Raw genomic sequence first — 13372 nt, forward strand, 5'->3', positions numbered from 1 at the left:
GCAAGCCCTTCAGCGGTGGTGGCGACCGTGATCGTAAGCCGTTTGGTGATCGTCCCTCGCGTGAGGGCGGGGAGCGTCGCAGCTTCGGTGGCGATCGTGACCGCAAGCCCTTCAGTGGCGGGGATAATCGCAAGCCTTTCGGCAACCGCGAGGACCGTCCCGCTCGCGGCTTTGACCGCGCCGAGTCCGGTCCTCGTCAGTTCGGCCGCGACCGCGCCGAGGACCGCCCCGTACGCGAGCCGAACGCCAGGGATCTGCGCAGCGCCAACCGCCCGGACCGCGAGCGTTCACCGCAGATCGACGAGGACGTCACCGGCAAGGAACTCGACCGGGCCACGCAGCACCAGATCAAGACCCTTGAAGACAACAGCGCCGAATGGGTGGCACGCCACCTCGTGATGGCCGGCCGCCTTCTTGATGACGAGCCGGAGCTCGCCTTCCAGCATGCCCTGGCGGCAAGCCGCCGCGGCGGCCGCCTCGCAGCGGTCCGCGAAGCCGTTGGCCTGACTGCGTACGCTGCAGGACACTACGGTGAGGCGCTGCGTGAATTCCGCACCTACCGCCGGATCAGCGGATCCAACATGCACCTGCCGGTGATGGCCGACTGCGAGCGTGGCCTCGGCCGCGCGGATCGTGCCCTGGACATGGCCCGCTCCGAAGAGGCCAAGGACCTCGACGCTCCGGGCAAGGTGGAACTGGCAATCGTCGCGGCCGGCGCCCGTACCGACCTCGGCCAGCTCGACGCCGCGGTTTCAGAGCTCGAAATCGCGCAATTGGACATCAACCGCGCCTTCTCCTACAGCCCGCGGCTCTTCCGCGCCTACGCCGACGCTTTGACCGCAGCTGGCCGCGAAGCCGAAGCCGGGAAGTGGCAGCGCCAGGCCGTTGTCGCCGAGAAGGCCCTAGGCATGGGCGTTGACGAGGAGCCGGACATCATCGACCTCGGTTGGGACGAGGAAGAGGAAGCCCGCGAGGAAGAGCAGCGCCGCCGGATCCTGCAGCAGCAGACCGAGCAGCAGGCCGCCGCTGCGTCCGGCGAGCCGGCACCCCGTGCCGCCGGCGCCGAAGCCGTAGCCGGCCTCCCGGAGACCGACACGCCGCAGTCCGCGGCTCACGATCTAGAAGCCGGCTCCGACGACGAAGAACCCGACTTCTTCGAATCCGACGACGCCGAATCCGACGAGGATTCCGTGGAATCCGACGAACTGGAATCCGACGAACTGGAAACAGGGCACGCCCACGCCGGGGAGTCCCACCACTCGGAACGCGCCGAGGACTAGTCAGCAATGGCCGAAGCTGAGCTGATTTCGCGGTTCGACGCGCTCCTCGCTGATCTGGACGGTGTCGTCTACGCGGGTCCGCACGCCATCCCCGGCGCCGTGGAGTCGCTCCGCCGGCTCGCCGGCATCGGCGTCGGCCTGGGCTACGTGACGAACAACGCCTCCCGTTCGCCCGCCGAGGTGGCGCAGCACCTGCGCGAACTCGGCGCCCCAGCGGAGGAGCAGCAGGTGGTGAGTTCGCCGCAGGCAGCCGGCGAACTGCTGGCCTCGCTGCTGCCTGCCGGCGCCCGCGTCCTGATCACCGGTGGCGACGCGCTGGCCCGCGAAATCGAACTCGCCGGGCTGGTGCCGGTCCGCAGTGAGGCCGAGGACCCCGTCGCCGTCGTGCAGGGCTTCCACCCGGACCTGGGCTGGAAGGACCTTGCGGAGGCTTCCTACGTCGTTGCGGCCGGCGCCCTGTGGGTGGCCACCAATACAGACATGTCCATTCCGCAGGCCCGCGGCATGGCGCCCGGCAACGGCACACTGGTTGCCGCCGTCGCCGCCGCCACCGGCCGGCAACCGCTCGTCGCGGGCAAGCCCGAGGCGCCGCTGTTCCACGCCGCCGCCAAGCGGCTGGCGGTCGACCGCCCGCTGGTGGTCGGAGACCGGCTGGACACCGACATCCTCGGCGGCAACAACGCCGGCTTCGCCACGGTGGCCGTGCTGACCGGCGTCGACACGAGGGAATCCATCCTCGCCGCGCGCACCATGGAACGCCCCACCTTCGTGATCAATGACCTCACCGACCTCTACCGCCCCTACCCGGCGGTGGAGCACGACGCCGAGGGACGCTACCGTTGCGGCGCGGCCTCGGCGCTCGTGCAGGGGAGCACGGTGCGCGTCAGCGGGGATCCCGCGGACCTCGACTCGTGGCGTGCAGCCTGTGCCGCCTGGTGGGCCGCGAACCCCGAAACTGCAACCGCCCTGGCGCCCGGCCTTGAGTGGCTGGATCACTAGACTGGAGAGCATGACCGAGCAGAGTTCTTCCACCGACGCCGATTCGGAGAGCGCTGACGCCCGGATCGACTGGCCGGCGCCATCCGCCGCCGCCGCCGACGATCCGGCCGTAGCTGCCTTGCTGGTGCGCCTGAACGCGCTGCCGGAACTGCCGGTCGCGGACCACGGTGAGGTCTACGCCGGCCTGCACGACGAGCTGGCGGCAGCCCTCAACGAGGACGTGTCCGGGCAGCGTGCGGAGGACTCCCCGCGATGACCAGGCTTGATCAGGCCCTCGTCGGCCGCGGGCTGGCGAGGTCCCGCACCCATGCCGCGCGCCTGATCGGCGAAGGCAAGGTCAGCTCGGGCGGCGAAGTCCTCGCCAAGGCCTCCCTGCAGGTCCAGGACGGCATGGTCCTTGAGGTCGCCGCCACCAGCGAGGACGACTACGTCAGCCGCGCGGCCCACAAACTGGCCGGCGCCCTGGACGCCTTCCCCGTCGTCGAGGTTTCCGGCAAGCGCTGCCTCGACGCCGGAGCCTCCACCGGCGGCTTCACTGAGGTGCTGCTCCGGCGCGGCGCCGCGCATGTCGTCGCCGTCGACGTCGGGCATGACCAGCTGGTACCGCAAATCCGCAACGACGCGCGGGTCTCGGTCCACGAAGGGCTGAACGTCCGCTACATGACGCCGGAAATGATCGGCGGCCCGGCGGCGCTGACGGTGGCGGACCTGTCTTTCATCTCGCTGACCCTCGTGGTGGCTCTCTTGGCGGCATGCACCGAGCCCGGCGGGGACCTGGTCCTGATGGTCAAGCCGCAGTTCGAGATCGGCAAGGACCGGCTGGGCCGCACCGGCGTGGTCACCTCCGAGCGGGAACGCCGCCTGGCCGTCGCCAAGGTGGCGTCGGCGGCGATGGACGCAGGCCTGGACCTGGCCGGCCTCGCGCAGAGTCCGCTGCCCGGCCAGGACGGAAACGTGGAGTACTTCCTGTGGATAAAACGCGGGATCCGGACAGACCTGCCTAAGATCGAGGAGCGGGACGCAGCCGTTGCTGCGTTACTCGGAACGATCTGGCCGCAGCCCTGAAAGCAAGCAGCACTAGAAGCACTAGAAGGCGGAACCCGATGAGCAGGCGTGTCCTCATCCTTGCCCACACCGGCCGCGAGGAATCCCTCAAGGCCGCCTGGGAAGCGTGCGCCCAGCTGCATGCCTCCGGCCTCGTCGCCGTGATGCAGAAATCCGAACTTGCGGACATGGTCAGGTTCTTCGGCCGCCTGGACCAGCCCGTCGAGGTCCTGCACGACCACGTCAAACTGCCCGACGTCGAACTCGTCATGGTGCTCGGTGGCGACGGCACGATCCTGCGCGCCGCGGAGCTGGTCCGCGAGGTGGACGTGCCGCTGCTCGGCGTCAACCTCGGCCACGTCGGCTTCCTCGCAGAGAGCGAGCGGGCAGACCTGGCCCAGACCGTGGAATGGATCGCCAGCCGCCAGTACACGGTGGAAGAGCGGATGACCATCGACGTGCAGGTGTGGGTCCGCGGGCAGAAGATCTGGCACACCTGGGCGCTGAACGAGGCGGCCATCGAAAAAGGCAACCGGGAACGGATGCTCGAGGTGGTCACCGAAGTCGACGAACGCCCGCTCACCTCCTTCGGCTGCGACGGCGTCGTCCTTGCCACCCCCACCGGATCAACCGCCTACGCCTTCTCCGCCGGCGGCCCCGTGGTGTGGCCGGAGGTCGAGGCGCTGCTGATCGTGCCGATCAGCGCCCACGCCCTCTTCGCCAAGCCGCTCGTGGTCTCGCCCAGGTCCCGGCTGGCCGTCGAAATCCTGAACCGCACCGACGCCCAGGGCGTGCTCTGGTGCGACGGCCGGCGCTCCGTGGACCTGCCACCCGGAGCCCGGGTGGAAGTGACCCGCTCGGCCACGCCGGTACGGCTGGCCCGCACCCACCAGACGCCGTTCTCCGGACGCCTGGTCCGCAAGTTCGAGCTCCCCATCCAGGGCTGGCGCGGTCCGGTGCCGCAAACCGACACCATCCTCACCGGGCCCGTGCCGGTGGTTCGCACCCCGCGGCCGAGCCGTGCGCTGCCCACGCCCCGTCATGCGGGCCCCGGCGCGGACCCGGAAGCACCAACTGATCCCTCGACTGCGAAGTGACCCATGCTTGAAGAACTGAGAATCCGCGACCTCGGCGTCATCACCGACGCGACGCTGCCGCTGGGCCCCGGCCTGAGCGTGGTGACCGGCGAGACCGGCGCCGGCAAGACGATGGTGGTCACCGCCGTCGGCCTTCTGCTCGGCGCAAGGTCCGACGCCGGCGCCGTCCGCAGCGGGGCGAAAAGCGCCTCCGCCGAAGCCGTGCTGAAGCTCGACGCCGGGCACGCTGCGATCAGCCGGGCGCGCGAAGCCGGAGCCGAGGTCGAGGAGTTCGACGGCGGCGCCGAGCTGCTGCTCGCCCGCAGCGTCGGTGCCGACGGGCGTAGCCGCGCCTACCTCGGCGGCCGCGCCGCGCCGGTCGGAGTCCTCGCCGAGATCGGCGGGACGCTGGTGGTGGTCCACGGCCAGTCGGACCAGATCAGGCTCAAGAGCCCGGTGGCGCAGCGCGAAGCCCTGGATAAGTTCGCGGGGGAGGGCCTGGCCGGTTCCCTGGCCGCCTACCAGGAGCTGCACGTCCACTGGAAGGCCAGCCAGGCCGAGCTGGACGAACTCCGCAGCGCCGCCCGCGAACGGCTGCGGGAGGCGGAATCCCTCGAGGCAGCCCTGGCCGAGATCGACGCCGTCGACCCGCAGCCCGGCGAGGACGAATCGCTGAAGGCGGAGGCCGTCAAGCTCGCCAATGTCGAAGAGCTCCGGATCGCCGCCAGTACCGCCCATCAGGCCCTCATCTCCGAGGACTTCGGCGAGGACGCCGATGCCACCACACTGGTGGACGCCGCAAAACGCACCCTGGAGCACGTCGCGGAACACGACGGTGAACTGGGCTCTGCCGCCGCCCGGCTGGCGGAGGTGGGCTTCCTGCTCAACGACATTGCCGGCGAGCTGGCCAGCTACCAGGCCTCCCTCGACACCGAAGGGCCGGAACGCCTGGCCGAGATCGAGGACCGGCGTGCCGCGCTGGCTAAGCTGGTGCGCAAGTACGCGCCCAGCATCGACGAGGTGTTGCTCTGGGCGGAGCAGGCCCGGGCCCGTTTCGGGGAGCTCCAGGACGACTCCACCAGGATTGAGGCTCTGGACGCCGAGGTCGCCCGCTCCGAGGCGGACCTCCGCAAACAGGCTGCGGCCATCAGCAAGACCCGGAAGAAGGCCGCCAAGGACCTCTCCGCACGGGTCAGCGCCGAGCTGACCGCGCTGGCCATGGCCGACGCCACCCTGGTCATCAATGTGGACCCCGGCGAGCAGCTGGGCCCGTTCGGCACCGACGAGATTTCCTTCCTGCTACAGCCCCACTCCGGCGCGCCGGCCCGGCCGCTGGGCAAGGGTGCGTCCGGCGGTGAGCTCTCCCGCGTGATGCTCGCCATCGAAGTGGTGCTGGCCGCCGTCGACCCGGTGCCGACGTTTGTCTTCGACGAGGTCGACGCCGGCGTAGGCGGACGAGCCGCCGTCGAGATCGGCCGCCGGCTGGCCATGCTCGCCCGGCATGTCCAGGTCCTCGTGGTCACCCACCTGCCGCAGGTGGCGGCCTTCGCCGACCAGCACATCCGGGTCACCAAGACCTCGGTGCGCGGGGCCGACGGCGCGACGGCGACCGGCTTCACCTCCAGCGACGTCCAGTTGCTGGACGAGGCGGAACGCGTCCGCGAACTGGCCCGCATGCTGGCCGGGCAGGAAGACTCGGAATCGGCCCGGGCGCACGCCCAGGAGCTGTTGGACGACGCCAAGCTCCTCCCGCAACAGGCGTGACGCGCGGGTCCCGGCGCGCCGGGACTGGGATGACCATCACAGCGGTGTTTTATCGACCCTGGGACGGCCGAATTGATGATAGGCTCAAATTCCGTGGTGCAGCGATCAAATTCCCGTGTAAATTCCCGGTTCCCGGGCTCGTCCAAGACGACCAAACACATCTTCGTAACCGGTGGTGTGGCGTCCTCGCTCGGTAAGGGGCTGACGGCTTCGAGCCTCGGTCACCTCCTGCGGGCACGCGGCCTGTCTGTAACAATGCAAAAGCTCGATCCCTATCTGAACGTGGATCCGGGCACGATGAATCCCTTCCAGCACGGCGAGGTCTTCGTGACCGACGACGGCGCCGAGACGGACCTTGACATCGGCCACTACGAGCGCTTCCTCGATGAAAACCTCGAGGGCTCGGCCAACGTCACGACCGGCCAGGTCTACTCCACGGTCATCGCCAAGGAGCGCCGCGGCGAGTACCTCGGCGACACCGTCCAGGTCATCCCGCACATCACCGATGAGATCAAGCGCCGCATGCGGCTCCCCGCCGAGGGCAAGAACGCCCCGGACGTCATCATCACCGAAATCGGCGGCACCGTCGGCGATATCGAATCCCAGCCGTTCCTCGAGTCCGCCCGCCAGGTCCGCCAGGACGTCGGCCGGAACAACGTGTTCTTCCTGCACGTCTCCCTCGTGCCCTACATCGGGCCCTCGCAGGAACTGAAGACCAAGCCGACGCAGCACTCCGTCGCCGCGCTGCGCTCCATCGGCATCCAGCCCGAGGCGATCGTGATCCGTTCGGACCGCGAAGTCCCGCAGGCCATGCGCGACAAGATCGGCCGCATGTGCGACGTCGACATTGACGCCGTGATCGGCTGCCCGGACGCGCCGAGCATCTACGACATCCCCAAGACGCTGCACTCCCAGGGCCTGGACTCCTACATCGTCCGCGCCCTGGACCTGCCGTTCAAGGACGTCGACTGGACCAGCTGGGACAAGCTCCTCGAGGCTGTCCACAACCCCAAGCACGAGGTGGAGATTGCCCTCGTCGGCAAGTACATCGACCTGCCGGACGCTTACCTGTCCGTGACCGAAGCGCTGCGTGCCGGCGGCTTCGCGAACGACACCAAGGTCAAGATCCGCTGGGTCCCCTCGGACGAATGCGAAACCCACGAGGGTGCCGTGAAGTCCCTGGCCGGGGTGGACGCGATCTGCGTTCCCGGCGGCTTCGGCATTCGCGGCCTCGAGGGCAAGCTCGGCGCCTTGAAGTACGCCCGCGAAAGCAAGCTCCCGGTCCTGGGCCTGTGCCTGGGCCTGCAGTGCATGGTGATCGAGTACGCCCGCAACGTGGTCGGCCTCGAGGGAGCGTCCTCTTCCGAGTTCGAGCCGGACTCCAAGTACCCGGTCATCGCCACGATGGAAGAGCAGCTCGACATCGTCGACGGCAAGGGCGACCTCGGCGGCACCATGCGCCTGGGCCTGTATGAGGCCAAGCTGGACGAGGGTTCGGTCATCGCCGAGACCTACGGCACCACCACGGTCAGCGAACGCCACCGGCACCGCTACGAGGTCAACAACAAGTACCGCGAGCAGATCGCCGCCCAGGGCCTCGTGTTCTCCGGAACCTCGCCGGACGGCAAGCTGGTGGAGTACGTCGAGCTTCCCCGTGAAGTCCACCCGTACTACGTGGCCACGCAGGCGCACCCGGAGCTGAGCTCACGGCCCACCCGCCCGCACCCGCTGTTCGCCGGACTGGTCAAGGCGGCCCTGGACCACCAGCACGGTGCGGGCCAGCCGGCCGCTGCCGCTGGCAAGGCTGCGGCCGCCAAGTCGACTCCGGCAGAGTCAAAGTAACTCCCAACTGAATCAAAGGACGGCGCGATGCCCGGTAAGCCTGAGACCCCCAATGCTGCACGGCAGGTTTCGGATGAGCCGAGCCCGCGCCGTCTTTTGTCTTCCGAGAAGGTCTATCAGGGCCGGATCTGGGACGTTGTCAGCGACAGTTTCCAGCTGAGCGACGACGGCGAGCCCCTGGTTCGGGATTACATCGACCACCCTGGTGCGGTGGCCGTGTTGCCGATGAACGACGCCGGCGAGATCCTGCTGATCAAGCAGTACCGGCACCCGGTGGGCATGGCCCTTTGGGAGATTCCCGCCGGGCTGCTCGACGTCGAGGGCGAGGACTTCGTCGCCGGGGCGGCCCGGGAGCTCGCCGAGGAGGCGGACCTGGTGGCTGGAACGTGGAACGTGCTGGCGGACTTCTTCAATTCGCCCGGATCCTCCAGCGAGGCCATCCGCATCTACCTAGCCCGGGACCTAAGCGACGTGCCCGGCCACGAGCTGCACGTCCGCACCGACGAGGAAGCGGAAATCGAGCTGCACTGGATCCCGCTCGACGCGGCCGTCTCGGCCGTGCTGGAGGGGCGCCTGCACAACCCCTCCGCCGTCGTCGGGATCCTTGCCGCCGCCGCGGCCCGGCCCGACGGGTTCCAGGGACTCCGCCCGGCCAACGCGCCGTGGCCGGCCCACCCCAGCCAGCGCTGATGACCGGACTGCTGGCGGCCGAACCTCCCGCCGTCGAACCTCCTGGCGAGGCCGCGCCCGCCGAAGCTCCTGCCGAGGCCGTGCCCGCCCGTCCGCTGACCGCCGTCGACCGGGCCATCACCGACTACCTGCAGCACATGGGGGTCGAGCGCGGTCTGGCCGCGAACACCCTTTCCGCTTACCGGCGCGACCTGGCGCGCTACGCCCGGCACCTCGCCCGGGCCGGCCGCCAGCGCCCGGAGGAGATCACCCGGCGCGACGTGACCGGCTTCGTGCAGGCGCTCTCCGACGGGTCCGACGGCGGCTCCGCCCTCGGGGTGCGCTCGGCCGCCCGCACGGTCGTGGCGGTTCGCGGGCTGCACAAGTTCTGGGCGCTGGAAGGCGTCACGCCCGCCGATCCGGCCAGTGATGTGCACCCGCCGATGCCCGGAAAACGGCTGCCCAAGGCCATCACGGTCGATGAGGTAACCCGCATCCTGGAAGCGGCCGGAACCGACACGGCAACCGGACTGCGCGACCGCGCCCTGCTCGAGTTCCTGTATTCCACTGGGGCGCGCATCAGCGAGGCCGTGGGACTCGATGTCGACGACATCTCGCTCCAGGGGGACGACGAGCCCGGCCCGGCGATTGTCCGGCTGTTCGGCAAGGGCTCCAAGGAACGCTTGGTGCCGCTGGGATCCTACGGAGCCCGCGCCCTGGACGCCTACCTGGTCCGCGGCCGGCCGTTGCTGGCCGCCAAGGGCAAAGGCACCCCGGCCCTCTTCTTGAACGCCCGGGGCGGCCGGATCAGCCGCCAAAGCGCCTGGACCATCCTCAAAGCCGCGGCCGAGAAGGCCAACATCACCAAGGACGTTTCGCCCCACACCCTGCGGCACTCCTTCGCCACGCACCTGCTTGAGGGCGGGGCGGATGTCCGCGTTGTGCAGGAACTGCTGGGCCACGCGTCCGTAACCACCACACAGGTCTACACCCTGGTCACCGCTGACACGCTGCGCGAGATCTACGCCGCCGCGCATCCGAGGGCGCTGGGCTGAAGCGGCCAGGCTGCCGGCGGTAACCGCTGATCGTCAGGATCCATCGCAACGCCATCAATAATTGTCAGTGCCCGCGCATAGGCTTTGGGTATGAAAAGCAGAGTGGCATTCAGCGGGGAGATCAGGGAGGCGGTGGCGGCCGTTGCCACGTCCGCTGCTGCGCTGGGTGCCCTTACCGCCACCGGTGGAGAGAGGCCTAATGGACCCGGCGCGTCGCTGCCGGGCGATTTGCTGCGGGATTCTGACCCGTTGCGTGATGTGGCGGATGCGTGCCTGGACGCCCTGTCCGAGGTGGCCCGGTTGGAGGCCCGGACCGCCGCACTGAAGGTCAGGCTCGCCGCGGAGTATGCGCTGGCGGCCAAGGCCTTGGCGCCGCCGGCGTCCCCGCAGGAAAGCACCGCCCAGGAGATGGCCTTGGTGGCCGAAGTTGCGTGCGTCCTGACGGTCAGTGAACGAGCCGCCGGTGCCCTCCTGTCCGAGAGCCAGCTACTGACGACGGCGCTCCCGCTGACCCTGGCGGCCCTACAGGCCGGGACGATCTCGTGGCAGCATGCCCGGATCATGGTCAACGAAACCGCGGGCCTGGATCCGGCCGGGGCGGCGGCGCTGGAGGCCCACTTCCTGGACCCGGACGGGCCTGATCCGGCCCGCGGGTGCCCGGCCGGAGAGCTCGTGCCGGGCCGGTTCCGGGCCAAGGCCCGTACCTGGCGCGAACGCCACCACCCGGCCAGCATCGAAACACGCCACACCCGAAGTGCCGCGGACCGGCGGGTGGAGTACTGTCCCGACCGGGACGGGATGGCCTGGCTCTCTGCCTACCTGCCCGCGGACACGGCCGTCGGGATCTGGGAACGGACCACCACTGCCGCCCGGGCCCGACAGGGCGCCGATGAGGCTCGGACCCTTTCCCAGCTCCGTGCGGACGTTGCCGCCACTTGGCTCCTCACCGGGGGAGCGGCCGACGGCGGAGCGGGCAGCGGTGGGGGCGAGGCTGTGGCCGGGGAGGTCCCGGCCCCGCGGGCACAGGTTCTGATCACTGTCCCGGTGATGGCCCTGTTGGGCACGTCCGAGGAACCGGCGACCCTGGACGGGCATGGTCCGATCCCGCCGTCCATGGCCCGACGCTTGATAGCGGACGGCGCCGACTCCTTCTACCGGGTCCTGACTGACCCGCGTGACGGCGCCCCGCTGGAGATCGGCCGGACCAGCTACCGCATCCCTAAGGCCATGCGTCAGTGGCTGCGGCTCCGCGACGGCAAGTGCCCGTTTCCCGGCTGCAACAACCAGTCCCTGGACAACGAGGCAGACCACCTCCTGGCCTGGGCAGACGGCGGCACCACCGGCATCACCAACCTCGGCCAACCGTGCCGCAAACACCATCGGCTCAAACACTGCACTGCCTGGCAGCCCACCGCAGCCAGCATGACCGGCCCACCCGGGTGGGTGTCACCGTCGGGCCGAAGTTACCCCAGCGAGCACCAGGACTGGGAACCACCCCACTGGCCGTCGTTCATCACGGAGACGGACTTCCAGTCCAACCAAGGATTGACCCCAGGTCCGGGACCAGAGAGCGCACCGGAGTCGCTTCCGGAGGAGGATCACGGACGACATCCCGACCTTGAACTGCCGAAGGACCCCCTGCCGAACTGGCATGCCTTCACGGTCTGGCCCGATTTCCCGGCCGCGGAAGCGACCGACCCGGACTGGTCGGCGGCGATGGAAACCACGCCGGTAGGGCGCCTCCTCCAACCGGCCTGAACGACTGCTGGCGAATAGCTGCTCCTAGGCAGTGGCCTATTGACCGCGGGTGACGGGTAGGAGACCGGACGCAGTGGTCCAGCTGAATGTCCCTCACCTCAGCATGCGTACGTCGACAATCTTTGGAGCACCGGGGCCCGTCTGCTCCGTACCGTCGAACTCGAAGCCGTTGCGGCGATAGAACGCCACCGCCCGAGGATTGTCCGCCTTCCGGTCCGAGGCTGGGACCAGCGAAGCCGAAGCCGATGATCTGTCCTTTGCTTTCCGCGATTCTGATAGTCCATTCCTCGCGGGGATTCCCGAGGATGTCGTTCCACATCTGGTGTCGGCTCCGGACGTGCTCGTCGGTGAAGAAATCCTCAGGAAGTATGCGTGAGTACGTCTCCCGCCACGTGGCCACGTGCAGTTCAGCGATCTCTGGTGCGTCGGGCAGGGCGGGCTCGCGCAAAGCGAAGGGCATCACGACATCTTGCCAGAATCTCCGCTCCTGAATGTTTTTAGTGGCCCGTGTAAGAAAAAACCCGTCACGGGACACTTAGTCTTCAGGAAGAAGTCATCCGATGTCCGGGGGAAGCACCATGTTGGCTGCCAAAGAGCAAGCGTTCATTGACCTGCACACTCAGCATTCAGTGCGGGTCTACCGCTACATTGCCTGCCGGATCAGTGACCGGCACCGGGCCGAGGAACTGGCTGCGGATGTCTTCAGGATTGCCTGGGAAAAACAGCTGCCGGAACCGCCCGGTATTGGCTGGCTGTTGGCGACCGCCCGGAACGTGATCGGCAACGAATACAAGGGCCGCCGTCGCCGCCAGGAACTGGTCGATCGGCTGGAAGATGAGGCCCGCAGCCAGGTTCCAGGGCCAGACACTGAACAACGCGCCGCCGTAGCGGAGGTTCTAGCGCGGCTGAGGGAGCGGGATCGCGAGGTCCTCATGCTCAGCTACTGGGACGAACTGACCACCGCTGAATTGTCCCAGGCGCTGGGATGTTCTCCGTCCGCCGCTGCAGTCCGACTGCACCGGGCACGCCGGGCCTTCGCGAAGGCCGCGCCGACCCATCTCATGACCGAACGGAAGGACTAGCCATGGACCGCATCGAACAGCTCATGAAGGACGCCAAGCCACGTGTCGGTGTACCGGGCGTGGCGCCGGGTAGCGATGCTGCCCGCTCTGTCGTCTTTTCTACCGATCCCAACATTGTCCAGCTGGCTGGGCGCACTCCGGCAGGGCGGACACCGGCACGACGCAAAACCGTCAGGGCCGCGGCGGCAACGGTGCTGGCCGCTGCGGCTGTCGTTGCCGCAGTGGTCATCGGCGGGAACCTGATGCCGCAATCGGCGCCCGGCCCTGCCCAGACCGGCGTCCCGACGGCGACCGCCTCCGCGAGCCCCTCACCGAGTCCCGCGAGCCCCTCACCGAGTTCGGCCACCCCGACCGCGCCCACGTCCACCGCCGCTCCCGCTCCAACGAATGCCTCAGCATTGAGCACCGGCGGCGTCGCGTGCACGCTGTCCAATATCGACCAGCAGCGCAATGACCAGACGCGTGCCATCAAGCCGATACCCGCCGCCGAGCAGGCTTATTACACAGTGCTGGGCTGTGCTGACGGTTGGCTCGCCTACTCCATTTCCGATGACGGCATCCGGGCGCTCCAGCTCGACGGCGGCAACGCGTGGTACAAGATTGCCAAGCTGCAAAACGGCCGTTTCCTCTGTGACGTCCGGCAGGAGTGGGCCTACGTCCTCAACTGGGAGTTCCAGGCGACGAACAATCAGGGACTCACTGCGCAGCAGGCCATGGACAAGGAATTCGCGGCCAAGGGAATTCCGGTCAAACTGCGGCCGAAGCTGGTAGGCGAGGGCCCGGCGGCCGGGTAGCTTCGGCGT

Annotated in this window: 12 protein-coding genes; all 12 read left to right on the forward strand. The window is 68.7% G+C overall.

The genetic code is table 11. The features are described from left to right. On the forward strand, window positions 1–1280 hold a 1280-nt coding region (locus HNO80_RS03970), incomplete at its 5' end, for a tetratricopeptide repeat protein (RefSeq protein ID WP_249777158.1). Between the two features lie 6 nt (window positions 1281–1286). After that, the gene (locus tag HNO80_RS03975) at window positions 1287–2279 is read left to right on the forward strand and encodes an HAD-IIA family hydrolase (protein WP_175321549.1); all 993 of its coding nucleotides are present in this window, start codon (window positions 1287–1289) and stop codon (window positions 2277–2279) included. A gap of 10 nt (window positions 2280–2289) precedes the next feature. Further along, window positions 2290–2535 carry a hypothetical protein gene (locus HNO80_RS03980; RefSeq protein WP_175321550.1) on the forward strand — a complete coding sequence of 82 codons (246 nt, stop codon included), beginning with the start codon at window positions 2290–2292 and terminating at the stop codon, window positions 2533–2535. Continuing rightward, window positions 2532–3344 (forward strand): TlyA family RNA methyltransferase, encoded by an 813-nt coding sequence (locus HNO80_RS03985; RefSeq protein ID WP_175321551.1) that lies wholly within the window; start codon window positions 2532–2534, stop codon window positions 3342–3344. Before HNO80_RS03980 ends, HNO80_RS03985 begins: the two co-directional genes overlap by 4 nt. A gap of 38 nt (window positions 3345–3382) precedes the next feature. Continuing rightward, entirely contained in the window at window positions 3383–4420 is a 1038-nt protein-coding gene (locus tag HNO80_RS03990) for an NAD kinase (protein WP_175321552.1), read from the forward strand. A gap of 3 nt (window positions 4421–4423) precedes the next feature. Beyond that, window positions 4424–6163, forward strand: a complete 1740-nt coding sequence (recN, locus tag HNO80_RS03995) for a DNA repair protein RecN (protein ID WP_175321553.1) — start codon at window positions 4424–4426, stop codon at window positions 6161–6163. Window positions 6164–6238: 75 nt separating this feature from the next. Further along, entirely contained in the window at window positions 6239–8005 is a 1767-nt protein-coding gene (gene pyrG, locus HNO80_RS04000; RefSeq protein ID WP_175321737.1) for a CTP synthase, read from the forward strand. A 27-nt stretch (window positions 8006–8032) separates the two neighbouring features. Next, entirely contained in the window at window positions 8033–8695 is a 663-nt protein-coding gene (locus tag HNO80_RS04005) for an NUDIX domain-containing protein (protein WP_175321554.1), read from the forward strand. After that, on the forward strand, window positions 8695–9729 hold the full coding sequence (gene xerD / locus HNO80_RS04010) for a site-specific tyrosine recombinase XerD (RefSeq protein WP_175321555.1): 1035 nt from the start codon (window positions 8695–8697) through the stop codon (window positions 9727–9729). The genes HNO80_RS04005 and xerD overlap by 1 nt, the downstream gene beginning before the upstream one ends. Before the next feature lie 90 nt (window positions 9730–9819). Then, window positions 9820–11487, forward strand: a complete 1668-nt coding sequence (locus HNO80_RS04015) for an HNH endonuclease signature motif containing protein (RefSeq protein WP_175321556.1) — start codon at window positions 9820–9822, stop codon at window positions 11485–11487. 578 nt (window positions 11488–12065) lie between these two features. Beyond that, on the forward strand, window positions 12066–12569 hold the full coding sequence (locus HNO80_RS04020; protein ID WP_175321557.1) for an RNA polymerase sigma factor: 504 nt from the start codon (window positions 12066–12068) through the stop codon (window positions 12567–12569). 2 nt (window positions 12570–12571) lie between these two features. Then, a complete protein-coding gene (locus HNO80_RS04025) occupies window positions 12572–13363 on the forward strand; it encodes a hypothetical protein (protein ID WP_175321558.1) in 792 nt (263 codons plus the stop codon). The last annotated feature ends 9 nt before the right edge of the window (window positions 13364–13372 follow it).

Origin of the sequence: Arthrobacter sp. C9C5, assembly GCF_013359735.1 — a bacterium.
In the GTDB taxonomy this organism is placed as follows: domain Bacteria; phylum Actinomycetota; class Actinomycetes; order Actinomycetales; family Micrococcaceae; genus Arthrobacter.

What these genes read in the sequence shown, in the direction of transcription:
- HNO80_RS03975 (WP_175321549.1), top strand. Translation starts at nt 1,287, where the DNA reads ATGGCCGAAGCTGAGCTGATTTCGCGGTTCGACGCGCTCCTCGCTGAT.
- HNO80_RS03980 (WP_175321550.1), top strand. Translation starts at nt 2,290, where the DNA reads ATGACCGAGCAGAGTTCTTCCACCGACGCCGATTCGGAGAGCGCTGAC.
- HNO80_RS03985 (WP_175321551.1), top strand. Translation starts at nt 2,532, where the DNA reads ATGACCAGGCTTGATCAGGCCCTCGTCGGCCGCGGGCTGGCGAGGTCC.
- HNO80_RS03990 (WP_175321552.1), top strand. Translation starts at nt 3,383, where the DNA reads ATGAGCAGGCGTGTCCTCATCCTTGCCCACACCGGCCGCGAGGAATCC.
- recN (WP_175321553.1), top strand. Translation starts at nt 4,424, where the DNA reads ATGCTTGAAGAACTGAGAATCCGCGACCTCGGCGTCATCACCGACGCG.
- pyrG (WP_175321737.1), top strand. Translation starts at nt 6,239, where the DNA reads ATGATAGGCTCAAATTCCGTGGTGCAGCGATCAAATTCCCGTGTAAAT.
- HNO80_RS04005 (WP_175321554.1), top strand. Translation starts at nt 8,033, where the DNA reads ATGCCCGGTAAGCCTGAGACCCCCAATGCTGCACGGCAGGTTTCGGAT.
- xerD (WP_175321555.1), top strand. Translation starts at nt 8,695, where the DNA reads ATGACCGGACTGCTGGCGGCCGAACCTCCCGCCGTCGAACCTCCTGGC.
- HNO80_RS04015 (WP_175321556.1), top strand. Translation starts at nt 9,820, where the DNA reads ATGAAAAGCAGAGTGGCATTCAGCGGGGAGATCAGGGAGGCGGTGGCG.
- HNO80_RS04020 (WP_175321557.1), top strand. Translation starts at nt 12,066, where the DNA reads ATGTTGGCTGCCAAAGAGCAAGCGTTCATTGACCTGCACACTCAGCAT.
- HNO80_RS04025 (WP_175321558.1), top strand. Translation starts at nt 12,572, where the DNA reads ATGGACCGCATCGAACAGCTCATGAAGGACGCCAAGCCACGTGTCGGT.